The organism is Janthinobacterium sp. PC23-8 (assembly GCF_002250505.1).
Lineage (GTDB): Bacteria > Pseudomonadota > Gammaproteobacteria > Burkholderiales > Burkholderiaceae_D > Janthinobacterium.
In genome coordinates this window covers 2,774,947-2,793,412 of the sequence record NZ_NJGY01000001.1, presented here as the reverse complement: position 1 = coordinate 2,793,412, position 18,466 = coordinate 2,774,947, and the positions used below count along the sequence as shown (strand labels likewise).

Annotated in this window: 3 protein-coding genes; all 3 read right to left on the bottom strand. The window is 68.6% G+C overall.

Annotated elements, in window-relative coordinates; translation table 11 throughout:
• Positions 1 to 17: 17 nt before the first annotated feature.
• Genes CD932_RS11980 through CD932_RS11970 form a run of 3 tightly spaced genes read right to left on the bottom strand, consistent with a single transcriptional unit; the run spans position 18 to position 18,412 of the window.
• Entirely contained in the window at positions 18 to 2,984 is a 2,967-nt protein-coding gene (locus CD932_RS11980; protein ID WP_094442847.1) for an amino acid adenylation domain-containing protein, read from the bottom strand.
• Positions 2,985 to 13,160, bottom strand: coding sequence for a non-ribosomal peptide synthetase (locus tag CD932_RS11975; RefSeq protein ID WP_094442846.1), 10,176 nt, complete (start codon positions 13,158 to 13,160; stop codon positions 2,985 to 2,987).
• Positions 13,160 to 18,412, bottom strand: coding sequence for a non-ribosomal peptide synthetase (locus tag CD932_RS11970; RefSeq protein WP_176460935.1), 5,253 nt, complete (start codon positions 18,410 to 18,412; stop codon positions 13,160 to 13,162). The genes CD932_RS11975 and CD932_RS11970 overlap by 1 nt, the downstream gene beginning before the upstream one ends.
• Between the last annotated feature and the right edge of the window lie 54 nt (positions 18,413 to 18,466).

The window sequence follows — 18,466 nt, the reverse complement described above, 5'->3', positions numbered from 1 at the left end:
CCCATATTGTTCGATTATCAGGCCGCTTTGCCTTGTCGGCCGCGCTCTTGCAAAGCGGCGCGCTGCTCGGGCGACATCTGCGCCAGCTTGCGCTGCGCCTGCGCCAGCCTCTCCAACTGGACCACGTCGCTGCTGCTTGCGCGCAGCAGACGCGCCAGCGCTTCGACGCTGGCATGGTCAAACACCAGGCCAGGGGCGATCTCTGTTTTCAACAGCTTGCGTATGCGCGCGGTCAGCTTGATGACCAGCAGGGAATGGCCGCCAAGGTCAAAGAAATCCTCGTCCACGCCGACCTGTTCGCACGCCAGCAGTTCAGCCATGCAGCCGGCCAGCACGAATTCAAGCGCGTCGCGCGGCGCCAGCAAGTCCGTCCTGCGTTGCTGCGGCGCGCACGCCGCCAGCGCGGCGCGGTCGATCTTGCCGTTGGCCAGGCGCGGCAACGCGGCAAGCAAGGCATAGCGGCCTGGCAGCATGTGCGCCGGCAGGCGCGACGCCAGGTGTTCGCGCAAGGCCGCCTCGCTTGCGGCGGCGTCGTTGTCCGGCACCACGACCGCCACCAGCGTCGCCTGGCCGGCGTCGTCGGCCACGGCCAGCACCACTGCCTGGCGCACGCCGGCGGCACTGAGCAAAGCTGCCTCGATTTCAGCCGGTTCGACGCGATAGCCGCGTATTTTCAGCTGATGGTCGGCACGGCCGGCCAGCACCAGGCCGCCGCGTGGCAGCAGCCAGGCCAGGTCGCCGCTGCGATACATGCGCTGGCCGGGGCGTTGCGGATCGTCGACAAAGACTGCGCCGCCATCACGGTTCAGGTAACCGCGCGCCAGCTGCGCGCCGCCGATATACAGTTCGCCTTGCGCGCCGGCGGGTACCGGCCGCAGCTGCGCATCGAGCACCTGGATGCGGCAGTTCGGCAGCGCGGTCGTGAGCGGCAACACCGCAGCCGACGCTGCGCAGCCGTCCACCGCATGAATCATCACGCCGATGGTGGTCTCGGTGGGGCCGTAGTGGTTGTAGATGCGGCAGTCAGGGCGCAGGTGCAGCAGGCGTGCGACGAACGCCGTCGAAGCGGGCTCGCCGCCGAGCACTACGCATTGCGGCAGCGTGGCCGCGTCGCCGTCCAGCAGTGCCTCCAGATGCGAAGGCACCATCTTGACGGCGTCAACGGCGTGCTCGGCCAGGAAACGCGCGAACGATGGCGCGTCCTGCATTTCGGCAGCCGAGGCGATGACCAGGCAGGCGCCGTTGAACAAGGCGCCGAACAGCGCCGTGTTGCCAAGATCCGCCGCCACCGTGCCGGTCAGCGCCCAGCGGCGGCTTGCGGCCAGTTGCATGGCCTGCGAGGCGCCAGCCACGTAGTTCAACAACTGGCCATGTTCGACAATCACCCCTTTCGGCGTGCCGGTGGAGCCGGAGGTATACATCACGTATGCCACGTCGCTGGCGCTGCAGACGGCGGTCGGTACAGGCTGCACATCGACCGCACCGGCGATCGCGGCCGCCAATGCATCCGCATCAACCGTCAGCGCCGGCGCGGCATCGGAGACAATCGCGTCACGACGGCCGGCAGGCCAATGCGGATCGAGCGGCAGGTAGCCCGCGCCCTGGCGCCAGGCGGCCAGCAGCGCCACGACGAAGCCGGCGCAGCGCTCAAGATCGAGCGCGACCAGGTCGCCGCGCTGCACGCCCTGCGCCGCCATCCAGAGCGCCACGCGCGCCACATTCTGTTCCAGCTCCTGATAGCTGGTCACTACGCCCTGCTCCGACAAGGCCGGCGCCTGTGGCGTTGCAGTGCTCCATGCTGCGATGCGCTCGCCCAGCAAAGCCTGTCCAGGGTCCAGCGGCCGACCTTCGATGACTGGCCCGGCGGGCAGCGGCGCATCCATGACGGCGCTGTCCGGCCGCTGCGCGATCGCCGCCAGCAGCGCGGCGTATTGCTCCAGCAGGCAGGCGCTATCGGCCGCATGGTAGTGCAGGCCGTCGCTGTAAAGCGACGCGTCTGCACCGGCGATGAGCAACGCCAGTTCAGCGGGCGCGCCGGGTGCGCTCAGGTCGTCCACGTGCCAGCCCGGCAGTTTGGCTGGCGCCTCGCGATAGCTGAAGCTCACCGCCGGCCGGAGCGACGCAAGGCAGTATTCCTGGGCCCCGCGATGTGCCTCCAGCGCCGTGGCCAATTCGGGCAGCAGGGCATTGAAGCTGCGCCCGGGAACCGCCTGTACCGCAACCGGCATCAGCTTCTCGTATACGCCGATGGCGCCTTCCATCACATCGTAGTCGCGGCGGCAGTCATGCAGCCAGCCGCCGCTCACATGCGCGCTACCCTGCAGGCGCGCCAGCAGCAGCCACCACGCCAGTTGCAGCGCCGTCTCCAGCGTTGCGCCTTGCGCTTTCGCCAGCGAGGCCAGGCGCGCCAGCACCTGCTCATCCAGATTCGCGCGCGCTGCGGCGTACTGCGGCACAGCGTCCGCCGGCGCGGCAATACGCCAAGACAGCTGTACCGGTTCGGCACCCGCATGCTGCTGCAGGTAGCCGGCCCAGTAGGCTCGCCCCTGTACCGCTTCGGGATCGTCGTCCAGATCCTGGCGCCATTCGATGTATTGGCTGTACTGGAACACCTCGTCCGGCAGCGGCTGGCCGTCGTAAGCGGTTTTCAGCTCGCGCCACAACATTGGCAGGCTGGCCTGGTCGGCCGCCAGCGCTGTCATTGTCAGCGCGATGTGCGACGCTGCGCCATCATGCGTGACGGTTGCCGCAATGCCGGGCGGACCGCCTTCCTGCTGGCGCAAGCCGCGATAGCCCGGCAATTCACGATACGCGAAGCGCAAGGCTTGATGACGCGCGGCGACCTCGGCCAGCGCCCGCTGCAAACGCTGTGCGTCGATGTGCTCGTCACTGCGCGCACTGCTGACATGCACGGCGCTGCCGTCAGCCAGTTGGCGCTGTTCCGGCCCCAGCGGCCAGTGTTGAAGATCCTGCGTCGTATCCATTTAGTTTTCCTGTATCGGTTGCGGTGTCTCGGCGGCGGCGGCAATGAGGTCGGCGCGGCTGACCATCTCCCCCATCGCCACCACGATCTTGCGCGGGCCTTCGAAGGGATCGCGGGCATGCGCGGCCAGCATGTTGTCGAGCATGATGACGTCGCCCTGGCGCCAGTCAAAGCGCACCGCGCACGCTTCGTAGGTACGGCCGATCAGCTCCATCGTTGCATCGGGAATCGGCGTACCGTCGCCGAAGCAGACCTGGCGCGGCAGGCGCCGAGGACCGACCATGGTCAGCAGATCGGCGCGCAGCTCCGGCTCCAGGCAACTGACATGGTGCAGCTGCACCTGATTGAAAAAGGCGCGTTCACCGGTGACCGGGTGGGCGATCACCGCCGGGCAGCGCGTGCGCGTCTGCAGTTCGTCGTTATCGAGCCAGGTGAATTCGATGCCGGCCAGACGCAGGCGGGTTTCGACTTCAGCGCGCTGCGTGGTCTTGAAGAAGTCCTGCCAGCTCACATCAAGCCGGTGATTGAAGGTGCGGATGTACAGCAGTTGCTTGCGTTCGAACTCCTCCACCAGTGCGGCCGGCAGGCGGCGCAGCATTTCGCGGCAATCGACAATCGGCGTGGCGCCGCCGACCGGCGACGGCAGTTCACAGTAGAACCACTGCTTGCGCGGCCACTGGTCCAGGTGAGCGCTCTCGTTATGGAACAGGATCATCTGCCGTTCCGGATAGGGCGTCGAACGGTAAGTGTTGCGCCCGCCCTCCTTCTTCGGCAGGTCGCCGTAGTCGCCATGCAGCTGCGGCTCGATGGCTTCGGCGAAACTCTCGAACTCCTGCGGCGTGCGCAGGTCAAAGCCACGGAACAGGATGCCGCCGTGACGCAGCAGCATGCTTTCCACCAGATCGCGTTGTTCGCGCGCCCAGGCAACGGCGTCCAGTCCTTCGTCGCGCGCTTCGATCACTGCCGGGAACTGCTGGTCCGGCTGCAGAAAAGACATGGAAACTACCGGCCGGGGGGCACTGCGCACAGCCGGCTGCTGCTTCAAACGGTCCAGTTTTCCGGCCATCGAGGCTGGTTTGTTCATGATGGGTTTCTCCTCTGTTTCAATATCGGTCAGATGCTCAATTGCCTGCTGCCAGGCTTGCGCCGCACGAGCCACAACGGCACGCTCATGGCGGCCGGCGTGATAGATCCATTCCGCCTGCAAGCCGCCTTCCACTTCCGAGATGAATACGGCCAGATCAAATTTGGCCGGCGCGCCTTGATCGGCCAGCACTTCGATCTCCAGGCCGCCGATATCTGCCTGCGCCGCAGGCGTGTTTTGCAGCACGAACAGGGTTTGCAGCAACGGATGGCGGCCACGTTCGCGTGGCACATTCGCCGCCTCGACGATCTGGTCGAACGGCATGTCGCCATGCTCGAAGGCACGCAGTACGCTGTCCTTGACCTGCTTCAGCCAGCGGCCGAAGTCCTGCGCCGGCGCCGTCATGCGCGAACGCAGCGGAACGACGTTGACGAAGAAACCGATCAGGCCTTCAAGTTCAACCCGGTCGCGGCCTGCGGCATCGGTGCCGACCACCAGGTCGTCCTGGCCGGACTGCCGGTGCAGCACTTGCAGGAAAGCGGCCAGCAGGACCATGAACAAGGTAGCGCCGTGCTGGCGGGCCAGTTGTTCCAGCTGCCGCACCACAGACCCGGGCAGCGTGAGGACCGGCAGCGCATTGCGCTCGGCCGCCACCGGCGCCAGAGCGGCCCTGGCCGGCAAGGTCGACAGCGCGGGCGCGGCGGCCAGATAGCTGCGCCAGAACGCCGCCGACGCCGCGCCTGCCGGGCCGGCGGCGCGCGCCGCATGCCAGGCCGCGTAGTCGGCATACTGTACCGGCAAGGCCGGCAGGCCGACGCCCCGATAGGCGGCGCCCAGTTCGCGCAGCAGCACTGCCTCGGACCAACCGTCAAATACCATGTGGTGCACGCAGAACAGCAGCACGTGCTCCTGCGGCGCCAGGCGCAACAGCTGTGCGCGCAGTAGCGGTGCCTGCGACAGGTCGAACGCCCGGCCACGCTGTTCGCTCGACAAGGCCGCCACCTGAGCCGCCTGGCGGCCTGGCGGCAGCGGCGACAGATCGAGCACCGGCATGGGCAGATCGAGCGCCTGCAACATGGCGGCATGGGGATCGCCATCCTCGCTCTGCGGATAAGAGGTACGCAGCACTTCATGGCGCGCCACCACCGTATTGAACGCGGCCTGCAGGCGCGGCACGTCGAGCTCGCCGCGCAGGCGCAGGGCGGCGGCGATGTTGTAGGCGCTACGCTGTGCCGGCGTGGCCAGGCGATCCACCAGCCATAGACGGTGCTGGACCGGCGACAGCGGCATCTGCTGGCGCCGCGCCACCGGCAGCAGCGCGTCCGCCGCCGGGGCATCGCCGGCGCTGCGGATGCGGGCCGCCATATCGGCCAGATGCGGATGCGCAAACACGTCACGCAAAGCCAGCTGCGCGCCCAGCGTTGAACGCACGCGCGCGCATAGCTGGATCGCCAGCAGCGAATGGCCGCCGGCATCGAAGAAGTGGCTATCGCGTCCCGCCGGCACGCCTCCCAGCAGCTGACGCCATAGCGCCGCCAGCGCATGCTCGATGGCGCCGTCCAGCGGCTGGGCCTGGTCCACGCTCAATTGCGGCGCCGGCAAGGCCTTGCGGTCGATTTTTCCGCCTGGGGTCTGCGGCAGCGCCGCCAGCACCACCACCGCTGCGGGCACCATATACTCCGGCAGCGCGGCCGCCAGCGCAGCACGCAGCGCCGTACCATCCAAATCCATGCCGGCGACATAGGCGGCCAGGCGCGCGCCCGGCAGTGCCACCGCGACCGCTTCCCTTACGCCGGCTTGCGCCATCAGCTGTGCTTCGATCTCGCCCAGCTCGACGCGGAAGCCGCGCACCTTGACCTGGTGGTCGAAACGGCCCAGATATTCCAGCGCGCCGTCCGCGCGCCAGCGCGCCAGGTCGCCGGTGCGGTACAGCCGCGCGCCGTCGTCGCCGTATGGGTCGGCAACGAAGCGTTCAGCGCTCAGGGCGGGACGGCCCGCATAGGCGCGCGCCAGCAGTTCGCCGCCCAGACACAGCTCGCCCGCAACGCCAGGGGGCGTCAAGCGCAGATCGGCATCCAGAATATAGGCGCGTCGTCCGGCCAGCGGACGGCCGATCGGCATGTGCGCCGGCAGCGGCAACTGTCCCGAAACATACGGCGCGCAATCGAAGGCGGTCGCGGTGACGATGGTTTCGGTGGGGCCATAAGTGTTGAGCAGTTTGACATGCCCCAGGCCCGCGGCGCGCCAGGACTGCAGCGCCTCCGGCGGCATGGCCTCGCCGGTCGCCTGCACCTGCCGCAGCGCGCCATAGTCACGCACGCCGTGACGGGCGAAATCCTGCACCAGCATGCTCCAGTAGGCGGTGCTCAAATCGGTGATGGTAATGCGCTGCTCGATCAGCGCGCGGTAGAACGTCTCGCTGTCCCATAGCGCCGGGCCGCGCAACACCAACGCGCCGCCGGACGCCAGCGGCGGGAACAGCTGTTCTACAAAGCCATCGAAATTGATGGTCGAAAACAACAGCATGCGGTCGGCCGCCGTCAGCCCGAAGTAGCCGATGGCCACTTGCGTGTGCTCCGCCAACGCCTGATGCGCGACAGCGATCGCTTTCGGTTTGCCGGTCGATCCGGAGGTGTAGATCAGATACGCCAGCGACGCCGGATGCACGGCGCACTGCGGATTGCACTCGACCTCGTGTCCGTGCGCGCCCCACGGTTGCGGCGTGTCCAGCAGCAGCTGCTGCATGCCGGGCAGCGCAGGCAAAGCCGGGGCGACACTGGTCTGTGTCAGCACCAGCCTCGCTGCGCTGTCTTCCATCATGGCCGCCAGCCGCTCGGCCGGATAGCCAGGGTCCAGCGGCACGTACGCGCCGCCGGCCTTGAGCACGGCCAGCACCGCCACCACCATTTCCGGCGAACGCTCCAGGGCGATGCCCACCCGCTGTTCCTGCGCGACGCCAAGCAATAGCAGATGGTGCGCCAGACGGTTGGCGCGGCGGTTCAGCTCATCGTAGCTGAAGCTCAGATCCTCATACACCAGCGCCACAGCCTGCGGCCGCATGGCGGCCTGGCGCTCGATCAGGCGATGCGCCGGCTCATGCCACCGATAGCGCTGCGGATTGTCGCCGGTGGCCAGCAAGGCTGTTTGCGCCGGCGGCGGCAGCATGGCCAATTCGCCGCAGGCCATGCCCGGCGAGGTACATAATGCGCCAAGCAGATGGGCGATCTGCTGCGCCATGTGCTCGATCTGGCCGCTGCCGAAGCGCGCGCTGTCGTAGCTGTACTGCAGGCGCAGGGCCGGCGCGCCGGCGCCGCCAGGTACGACCGTCACGGTCAGCGGATAGTGCGTGTCATCCTGCCCGCCGAGTTCGCCAAAACGCAGGCCGCCCGGAGCCTGGTTCAGCAGAACCGCATCCATCGGGAAGTTTTCAAACACGATCAAGGTGTCGAACAAGGCTTGTCCGCCATGGCCGGCCCACTGCTGCAGCTGCGCCAGCGGCGTATGTTCATGCTCGCGCATGGCCAGATTATCGGCCTGCAGCGCGCGCAGCCAATCGGCTGCGCGCATGTCTGGCGCGGGCGACGCGGTCAGCGGCAGCGTATTGATGAACAAGCCCAGTATCTGCTCGGCGCCGGCCAGCTCGGCCGGGCGACCGGAGGTGGTAACGCCCAGCGTCACCGCAGCCTGGCCGGTATGGCGCTGCAACAGCAGCAGCCATGCGGCCTGCACCAGGGTGTTCAGGGTCAGGTGCTCCTGGCGCGCCGTCTGTTGCAGGCGCGCCGTCAACTCGCCGCTCAATACCTGCAGATGATTGCCCAACGGCTGCGGCCCAGCATGCGCCGGCGCCGGCAGGCTGTCGGCCAGCCGCGTCGGTTCAGTGATCGTCGCCAGGCGGCGCTGCCACCAGGTTTGCGCAGCTTGCCGGTCTTGCTGCTGCAACCACGCGATGTAGTCGCGGTAGCGGGCCGCCGGCTCGGCGATCCGCTCGCCGGCGTAGGAGCGCAGTATTTCCGCCAGCAGGCTGCTGCTGCTCCAGCCGTCCAGCAGCAGATGGTGATAGGTCCAGATCAGATGATGGGTGTCTTCGCCGGTGCGCAACAGCAGTAGCCGCATCAGCGGGGCCTGCGCCGTATCGAAGCCGCGTGCCAGTTCATCGCGCGCCAGCCGGATGCTTTCGCCGCCGGCATCGGCATGCGCGCGCAAATCGATTTCGCGCAACGGCAACGCAACGTCACGCGCTACCCATTGCAGCGCAGGGTCGGCATCGGCCACGAAAGCGGTGCGCAGCACGGGATGGCGGCGCATCGCGTCCTGCCACGCGCCCGCAAATGCCGTCGGTTGCAGCGCGCCGATATCGACGCAGAGCTGGTTGACATATGCCGAAGCATCGGGCTGCAACTGGCCGTGGAACAGCATCCCGGCCTGCATGGGCGACAGCCGATACAAGTCTTCCACTTGCGGCGCTGGCAAATCGAGCCGATCGAGCGCCGTTTGTGCGAGGCCGGACAGCGGAACGTCCGCAGGCGTCAGGCGGGGGCGTGCCACATGCACGCAATGCGCGACGATCTGCCGCAGGCGCTCCAGAAACGCCTGCGCCAGCGCCTCGGCGGTGGCGCGACGATGCAGCGCGATGCTGTAGGTCCAGTCGAGCTGCAGGCAACCATCGCGGATCGCCAGCGTCAGGTCGAACCAGCAGCGGCGCGGATTGCCGGCGGCCCGCGATGCGGCGCCGGTTTCGTCGGCCAAGGCCCAGCCATCGGCAGCCTGGCGTTCGATACGCCCCAGATAGTTGAACGTGATCTGCGGTGGCGCCACGTCCGCCAGCTGCGCACCTGCAGCGTCGAGATAGCGCAGCAAGCCATACGCCAGACCTTTGTCCGGCACCTGGCGCAGTTGTTCCTTGACGGCGACCACGCCGTCCGCCAGCGCCGATGGCGGCGACAGGCGTACCGGGTACAGGCTGGTGAACCAGCCGACGGCGCGGCTGGCGTCCGGCGCACCGGGCCAGTCCTCACGGCCATGACCTTCCAGCTCGACCACCACATCGGCGTTTCCGGACCAGTCGCACAAGGTCCGGGCCAGCGCCGCCAGCATCAGTTCTTCCGGACGGCTGCGATAGGCCAGGCATGCACCGCCCAACAATTCGGCGGTATCGCCGGCGGACAGCGCCAGATGGCAGGTACGCGCCGACGCTTCCGTATTGACGCCGCCGGCGTGATCGCATGGCAGTGCGGCGGCGCTTTGCGCCCGCCAGAACGGCAGTTGCCGCAGCACCGTCGCACTGGCTGCATGCAGCTGCAGCGCGCGCGACCAATCGGCGTAGCCCACGCTGGCAGCTTGCGGTTCTGTCGCAGCACCGTGTTGCAGGCCGCTGTAGATCTGCTGCAGGTCTTCCACGACAATGCGCCATGACACGGCGTCCACGGCCAGATGGTGGCAGACCAGCAGCAGGCGGCTCGCTTGCACGTTGCCGGCATCGAGCCAGGCCGCATGCAGCAAGTTGCCCTGATCCAGGTGCAGCGAAGCCTGCATCGCCACGGATGCCCGCGCGATGGCGGCGTCCAGCCCATCGTCCGTGACATGCAAGGCGATGCGCTGGTAATGGGACGACGGGGTAGCGCTATCGACGCGCTGGCGCCATTGCGCGCCATCGCGGGCGAAGCGCAAGCGCAGCGCGCCATGGCGCACGCTGAGCCGGGACAAGGCCTGTTGCATCAAGCGGTCGTCCGGCTCTCGTTCCAGGGTCAGGAGCAAGGACTGATTCCAGTGCTGCGGCTGCGGCATGTCCTGCTGGAAGAACCAGCGCTGTACCGGCGTCAGTGCAAACCATTCCTGCTGCTGCGGCCCGGGCGTGGCGGCCGCTGCGGGCGCGGACGACCGGGCCACGGCCGCCAACGCGGCGATGGTCTGCTTTTCCATCAACTGGCGCGGCGAGAAGCCGATGCCGGCCTTGCGCGCGCGGGCGACGATTTGCAGCGTCAGGATGGAATCGCCGCCGAGGGCGAAGAAATTGTCGTCGCGTCCGACCTGCTCCATTTTCAACACCGCCGCCCAAATGGCGGCCAGGGTTTGTTCCACCGCCCCTTGTGGCGCGGCGCTGAGCGCCGCCTGCGGCGCCACCGGCGATGGCAGGCGCTGACGGTCGACCTTGCCGTTGGCCGTCAGCGGCAGTTCGTCCAGCACGGTGATGAACGCCGGCACCATGTAGTCCGGCAGCGTGGCGGCCAGCTGCTGCATCAGCGCGACGCTGTGCGCATGCGAGCCGACCACATAAGCGAGCAATCGCAAACGGCCGTCATCGTCTGCAGCGGCCAGCACCTCGGCGGCCGACACGCCATCGAAGGCCAGCAAGGCCGCCGCCACCTCGCGCGGTTCGACGCGGTAGCCGCGTATCTTGACCTGGTCATCGATCCTGCCGAGGAATTCGAATGCGCCGCTGGGCAGCAGGCGCGCGCGGTCGCCGCTGCGATACAGGCGTTCGCCGGGCCGCAGCGGATGCGGCACAAAACGCTCGGCCGTCTGGCCGGTACGGCCCTGATAACCGCGCGCCACACCGGCGCCGCCCAGATACAGTTCGCCGCCAACGCCGACCGGCACCGGATTCAAATCCTCGTCCAGCACGCAGGCACAGGCGTTGGCCAATGGCGCGCCCACCGGCAGCGGCGCGCTCTCGCCTGCCGTTGCGGCGTGGGTCAGCAGGCCAACCGTCGTTTCGGTCGGCCCGTAGTGGTTGACGATGCGGCATGCCGGGTTCAGCGCGCCAATCCGCTCGAGCAGGGCTTGGCCGGCGCTCTCGCCGCCGATCACCAGCGTGTGGTGCGGCAGCGCATCGGCCGCCTGCGCGGCATGCAGCAAGGCCTGCATGTGGCCGGGGACGATTTTCAGCACGTCCACCGCATGCTGGCGCATATAGGTGGCGAAGCGGTCCGGGTCAAACGCCCGTTCGGCCGAAATCAGGTGCAGCAGGCGTCCGGAGCACAATGCGCCGAATAGCGTGGTGTGTCCAAGGTCGGCGGCCACGGTGGAAATCATTGCCATGCTGCGTACCGAGTCCGGCAACTGCAAGCGCGCCAGCACTGCCTGCACGTAGTTGGCCAGCGCGCCGTGCGTGACCACCACGCCTTTCGGGCGACCGCTGGAACCGGAGGTGTAAATCAGGTAGGCCATCTGCTGTGGATGGGGAACGTGGCGCGGCGCCGGCGCAGCGGCTTGCGCGCCGCCGAAACCCAGCCCGATCAGCGGCAGGTCGCCGGCCCAATCGGGGGCGCTGGCGCCAAGCAGCAGACACGCCGCGCTGTCACGCAGCTGATACGCCAGGCGTTCGGCCGGCAGTTGCGGATCCAGCGGCACGTAGGCGGCGCCGGTCTTCAGGATCGCCAGCATGCCGAGCACGAATTCACAACCGCGCGCCGCATGCAGCGCCACCGTCTTTTCAGGTGCGGCGCCGGCGGCGGCCAGCAGGCCGGCCAGGCGATCGGATTGGGCATCGAGTTCGGCGTAACTGTATTGGCTCTCCTCGAAGCGCACCGCGCCGGCTTGCGGCGCCGCCATCGCGTGCTGCCGCCACATGGCCAGCACGTCGTGCGCCGCCAGCGCCGTGGTCTCGCCGTCGAGCATGGCAACCGGCTGCGGTGCGCCCAGAGCGCGCAGCGCGGCCTGTGGCTGGGCCGATATCTGCGCGGCGCACGCTTGCAGCAGCCGGGCCCAACGCTGCATGGTGGCGGCGTCGAACAGCGCGTCCGGATAGGCCAGCACGGCCTCAATGTCGTCGCCGTTGTCGAGATAATCGAAACCGAGGTCGAAGTGCGCTTCGCCGCCGGACAATTCGTCCAGCGACAAGCTCAGGCCGGCCACGGCGCGGCTCAGCGGCAAGGCGCTTTGTTCGGTGCACTTGACCTGCACCAGCGGGTGGACGCCGGGCTGGCGTTGCGGCGCCAGCGCCTCCACCAGCTGGTCGAACGGCACATCCTGATGCGCCTGGCCGCCCAGCACTGCCTCGCGCACGCGCGCCAGCAAGGCGGCAAAACTGTCGGCGCTGTCGAGCCTTGTCTGCAGCACTTGCAGATTGGTCAGGTAGCCGACCAGTCCATGCGTTTCCGCGCGCTGGCGGTTGGCCACCGGCGCGGCCACGCGCAGGACAGCCTGTCCTGTCAGGCGGTATAGCGCGAGCTTGAACAAGGCCAGCATCACCATATACAAAGTGGCGCCCTGCGCTTGCCCCAGTGCGCGCAAGGCGGCCGCAGTGGTGGCGTTGAAGCGGAAATGATGGCGTCCTTCCTTGCCAGCCTGACGACCGCGCTGGCGGTCGAGCGGCAACGCCAGGGCCGCATGATCGGTGCCCAATTGCGCGCGCCAGTACGCCAATTGGCGTTCGCGCTCGCCGGCGTCGAGCCAGCTGCGTTGCCAGCGCGCGTAGTCGGTGAACTGGATCGGCAGCGGCGCCGGAGGCGTATGCCGGCCGCCGGCATGCGCCGCGTACCGGTCCAGCAGCTCGCCGACCATGATCTGCAGCGACCAGCCGTCGGCGGCGATATGGTGCACCGCCAGCGCCAGGGCGTGATCGTCTTCCCCGACACAGATCAGCGCAGCGCGAAACGGCGCTTCCTGGTCCAGCCGGAACGGCGCGGCGGCAAAGCCCATGGCCAGGCGGCGCACTGCGTCCTCGCGCGCGGTTTCCGGCAAGGCGCTCAGGTCGTGCCGCGCCGGCACCAGCGGCGCGGCATCGTGTACGCGCTGCAGCGGCGCCTGGCCGGGAGCGGCATGGAAGCGGGTGCGCAAGGCGGCATGCCGCGCCACCAGATCATCCAGGCTCGCTTGCAGCGCCGCCTGGTCCAGCCGGCCGCGCAAGCGCAGCAAGCCTGGCATGCTATAGGCCGCGCTGTCGGGATCGAGCTGCCAGGTCAGCCACATGCTGTGCTGCGCCGGCGATAGTGGTGCTTCGACACTTTGCGCCGGCGCCGCCGCAACAATGGGCAGCGCGGAGAAATCGAGCCCCATGGCCGTCAGCTTTTCCAGGAAACCGCGTTGCGCCGCAGGCGCCAGGGCGGCAAAGCGCCGGGCTATTTGCTGGCTTTGTTGCTCATCGCGTTTCATCACTGACCCTCAAATTCACTTAAAAGACTGGCCATCTGGTCCAGTCGTGTTGCCAGGACGGCGGCAGCGCCGACGCCAAAGCCGCCGGCCTGCACGATTGCGGCCATGGCCGACAGCGTGGGCGCTTCAAAAAAATGACGCACCGGCAGCGTGCAGCCGTGACGCTGCGACAGCAAGGCGGTGACGCGGATCGCCGCCAGCGAATGGCCTCCCAGCTCAAAGAAATTGTCATCGCGGCCGACCCGTTCCAGCACCAGCACTTCCCGCCACAACTGCGCCAGCGCCTGCTCGGCCTCGCCTTGCGGCGCGGCGTATTCGCCCTCGCCGGCCGGCGTAACCGGTGGTAGCGCATGGCGATCCACCTTGCCGTTGGGGGTGAGCGGCAGCGCGCCCAGCACCATGACGGCCGTCGGCACCATGTAGTCCGGCAATACCTCGCGCAGGGCGGCGCGCAGGGCGGCGCCTTGCACACCGGCGCCGGTCTCGACGGCCACGTGGGCCACCAACAGCATGCCGTTGGCGCCGTGCTGGGTGCTCACTACCGCCGCCCGCACGCCGGGCTGCGCCAGCAGGCCGGCTTCGATTTCGCCCAGCTCCACCCGCAGCCCGCGCAGCTTGACCTGATGGTCGATACGACCCAGATATTCGAGCCGGCCGTCGGCCAGCCAACGCACCAGGTCGCCGGTGCGGTACAAGCGGCCGCCGGCGGCGTCGAACGGATCGGCGACAAACCGTTCGGCGCTCAGGCCAGGGCGATTCAGATAGCCGCGGGCAAGCAGCGCGCCGCCGATGTACAACTCGCCGGCTACGCCGGCAGGCGCCAGTCCCAGTGCTGCGTCCAGGACGTACAGGCTGCGGCCGGCCAGCGGCACGCCGATCGGCATCTGTGCCGGCAGTTGCGCGCCGGCTTCCAGATAAGGCGCGCAATCGAGCGTGCTGACCGTGACCGTAGCCTCGGTCGGGCCATAGGTGTTGAGCAGCTTGACCCGCGCCAGCCCGGCCGTGCGCCAGGCGTGCAGCGCTTCCGGCGGCAGCGCTTCGCCGCCGGCGTGCACCTGGCGCAGCGCGCCATACGGACGCGGTCCTTGCGCGGCGAAGTCCTGCGCCAGCACCGACCAGTAGGCGGTGCTCAGGTCGGCCACGCTGATGCGCTGTGCGATCAGCGCGTCGTAGAAGGTTGCGCTGTCCCACAGATCCGGTCCGCGCAGCACCACGGCAGCGCCGCTCGCCAGCGGCGGGAACAGCTGCTCGATGCAACCGTCAAAGTTCAGCGTGGCAAATTGCAGCATGCGGTCGTCGGCGCGCAGGCCGAAGAAATCAATCGAGACATCGATGTGCCGCGCCAGCGCGCCGTGGCTGATGGCGACGCCTTTGGGCGTGCCGGTGGAACCGGAGGTGTAGATCACGTAGGCCAGGCTATGTTCATGCAGCGCCACCAGCGGATCGCCATCCGGCTGCTCATCGAGCATCAGCTGATCCACCGCCAGCGCCGGGACGCCGTCGCTCGCGGGAAGACGCGGCGCCAGCCAGCTATGCGTCAGCAGCAAGGCCGCGCCGCTGTCGCGCACCATGTGCGCCAGGCGTTCGGCGGGATAGTCCGGGTCCAGCGGCACGTAGGCAGCGCCGCTTTTCAGGACGGCCAGCAGGCCGGCCACCATGTCGGGCGAGCGCTCCAGCGCCACGCCCACGACGACGCCCGGCCCCACGCCGGCGCCGATCAGCCGGTGCGCCAGCTGGTTGGCGCGACGGTTCAGCGCCGCGTAGCTCAGCGTCACTGTGCCAGACACCAGCGCGTCGGCCTGCGGCTGCAGCGCGGCCTGGCGGGCAAAGCGCACGTGGGCAGGCGCGCCGTCCAACGCCAGGCCATGATTGCGCCCCCAGGCCAACAGCTGCGCCCTGCCTGCGGCGCCTGGCAGGTCGATATCGGCCACATGCGCCGCCGGGGCCGCCGCGACCTGCTCCAGCACTGCCAGATAATGCTGCCCGTAGGCGGCGATGGTGGCCGGGTCGAACAATTGGGCCGCATAGCTGAAGGTGGCGCGCACGCGGCCATCCGGCGTTTCGACGGTATCGAGCGCCAGGTCGAACTGCGCATCAGGCTGGGCCAGCGGCTGCACGTCCACCGACACACCGGGCAGCGCCGACCACGCACGGTAGTCTTCCACCAAATGGTTGTACAACACCTGGAACAGCGGGTTGTGGCTGAGACTGCGCTGCGGCTGCAGCGCCTCGACCAGTTCGTCGAAGGGCAATTCCTGATGCGCCTGCGCACCCAGCGCCGCGGCCCGCGCCTGCGCCAGCACCGTCGATAGCGGCATGCGGTCGTCGATGCGGTTGCGCAGAACCTGGGTATTGACGAAGAAGCCGATCACGCCGGCCACTTCCGGCCGGCCGCGATTGGCCACCGCCACGCCGACCCGCACGTCTTCCTGCCCGCTGTGGCGGAACAGCAGTATCTGGAACGCCGCCAGCAGCACGGTAAACAAGGTGGTGTCTGCGGCAACTGCGCGCGCGCGCAAGCCGGCCAGCAGTTGCGCCGGCAGCTCGACGCCATGCTGTGCCGCTGTGTAGCGGCGCGCGGCGCCACGCGGACGATCGGTGCGCAGGTCCAGTGCCGGATGCTGCGTGCCCAGGGCCTCGCGCCAGTACGCCAGCTGGCGTTCACGCTCGCCGTCGTCCAGTCGCCGGCGTTGCCAGACGGCGTAGTCGGCATACTGCAGCGGCAGCGCCGCCAGCGCCGCCAGCGCGGCAGCGTGCTCCTGATAGCAGGCCGCCAGCTGTTCGATCAGCAACTGCATCGACCACGCGTCGGCGATGATGTGATGCAGGACAATGGTCACGCTGTGCTCATCTTTGGCGATGCTGTGCAGGCCGACGCGCAACAGCGGTCCGCGTTCCAGGTCGAACGGCTGCGCCAGCAAGGCGTCGCCGGCGGCGGCAGGCCCGGACTGTACGATCGGCGTCTGCGGCGCGGCGGCAATCACCTGCAGCGGCTGGCCGTGCGCGTCGATACGGAAATGCGTGCGCAGCGATTCATGGCGCCGCACCAGTTGCAGCACGGCCGCCTGCAGGCGTTCGCAGGACAGTGGGCCACGCCAATGCAAGGTGCCGCCGATATGGTAGGCGGTGCTGGCCGGATCGAGGCGCCACAGGAACCACAGGCGCTGCTGGGCCGGCGACAATGGCACGCCGGCCGCCCGCATGGCCGGCGACAGGACGTCGATGCTGCTGCGCGGCGCGCCGGCGCCGAGCAAGGCGTCGATGCGCGCGGCGGCAGCGGCCAGTCGCGGATACTCGAACACCAGTTGCGGCGGCACCTCGATCTGCCAATGCTCGCTCGCTTGCGCGGCCAGTTGCACAGCGCCCAGCGAATTGCCGCCCTTGCTGAAGAAATGTGCCTGCCGTCCCAGCGCCGTGGCGGCGTCCAGTTTCAGTACGCTGCGCCACAGGGCCGCAAGCTCGGTTTGCGTGCCGGCCAGCGGCGCGTCGCCGGCGCCGCCGCCCTCACTGCCGGCGCCCAGGACCATGCGCCCTTCCCGCCAGGCCGCATAGGCGTCCAGCGTGCCGTCCTGCCATCCCTGGCGACAGGCGCCGCGCCGCAGCTTGCCGCTGGAGGTCCTGGGCAGTGCGCCGGGATTGAGCAGCACCACCAACGTCAACGCGCTACGGCACACCCGGCTGGCAACCTCGCTCAGCATCTCTGCCAAGGCCGCCGGCGGCACCAGCTTTTGCAGCCCACGCGACACTTCAGCGCACACGCCCACGCCTTCGCCGCCGTCGGCGGCGCGCACCGCAAATGCTGCCACGCGGCCCTTGCGTACCGCGTCGACTTCCATCTCGATGACGCGCTCAAGGTCTTGCGGATAGTAGTTCTGCCCGCGCAGGATAATCACATCCTTCAGGCGGCCGGTGACGTATAGCTGACCCTGATGCTGGAAGCCCAGATCGCCGGTGCGCAGGTAGCGCCGGCCTTCGCGTTCGACAAAGGTTTCGGCATTGACCTGCGGACGGCGCCAATAGCCGCCGCTCACGCTGGGACCATGCACCAGAATCTCCCCCACCTGACCAGGCGGCACAGGCGCCAGCGTGTCCGGCGCCACCATCAGCACCTCATGGCCGGCGGCGATTTCGCCGCAAGCGACCAGCGCGGCGCCATCGCCGGCTGCCAATTGCGGGCTGCCGGCGGCCACGCTGGCATCGTCGAAACGGATTGCGGTCATGCCGGCGCCGGCAGCGCCACCGCTGACCAGCAGCGTGGCTTCCGCCAGGCCGTAGCATGGATAGAGCGCGCGCGGATTGAAACCGGCCGGCGCAAAGGCGGCGACGAAATCGTGCAGCGTATCGTGCCGCACCGGCTCCGCGCCGGAAAAGGCGACGCGCCAGCTGGACAAGTCCAGCGCCGCCAGCTGCGCCGGCTTGATGCGCTCCAGGCAGAGACGGTAAGCGAAATCGGGGGCGCCGCTGACGGTGCCGCGGTAGCGCGACACCGCCTCCAGCCAGCGCATCGGCCGCTGCAGGAAGTACGCGGGGCTCATCAACACCACCGGCACGCCGCGATGCAGCGGCTGCAGCGCGCCGCCGATCAGGCCCATGTCGTGATACAGCGGCAGCCAGCTGACAAAGACATCGTCCGCCGCCACCGCCATCGCCTGTTCGATGGCGCGCTCGTTGGCCATCAGATTGCCGTGGCTGACCATTACGCCCTTGGGCACGGCGGTCGAACCGGAGGTGTATTGCAGGAAGGCGATGTCGGCGTCCTGCGGCGCGCATGGACGCCAGTCGCCAGCACGCGCGGGATCGATCGCGTCGACCGCCAGCGCGGCGACGGCGCCGAAACGCCGGGCACCGCCATCCTCGCCCAACAGCGCCAGGATGCCGCTCACGCCCAGGATGCAGCAGGCGCCGGCATCGGCGGCAATCGCCAGCAAACGTTCCAGATGCTGTTCGCGCGCCGATTCGGGCGGGAACACCGGCACTGCGATCAGGCCCGCGTACAGGCAGCCCAGGAACGCCACCAGGTAGTGCTGGTCGTTGTCCAGCAACAGCAAGGCGCGTTCGCCGGGGCCGAAGCGGCCTTGCAGTTCAGCCGCCATGGCGCGCACCAGCCGGTCCAGCGTGGCGTAATCATAACGCTGCTCGCCGTCGGCGTTGAGCGCGATCAGCGCGGTGTCCTGCGGGCGCGTGCGCGCCAATGCCTGCAGGTGTACGACCATATTGCGCGGCACGCTGCGAACGGCGGGGGCCTCGATCATCTTGCATCCTTCTGTGCTGGCTGCCGGACGGTGCCGCGCAGGCCATGGGCGTGC

What these genes read in the sequence shown, in the direction of transcription:
- CD932_RS11980 (WP_094442847.1), bottom strand. Translation starts at nt 2,984, where the DNA reads ATGGATACGACGCAGGATCTTCAACACTGGCCGCTGGGGCCGGAACAG.
- CD932_RS11975 (WP_094442846.1), bottom strand. Translation starts at nt 13,160, where the DNA reads ATGAAACGCGATGAGCAACAAAGCCAGCAAATAGCCCGGCGCTTTGCC.
- CD932_RS11970 (WP_176460935.1), bottom strand. Translation starts at nt 18,412, where the DNA reads ATGATCGAGGCCCCCGCCGTTCGCAGCGTGCCGCGCAATATGGTCGTA.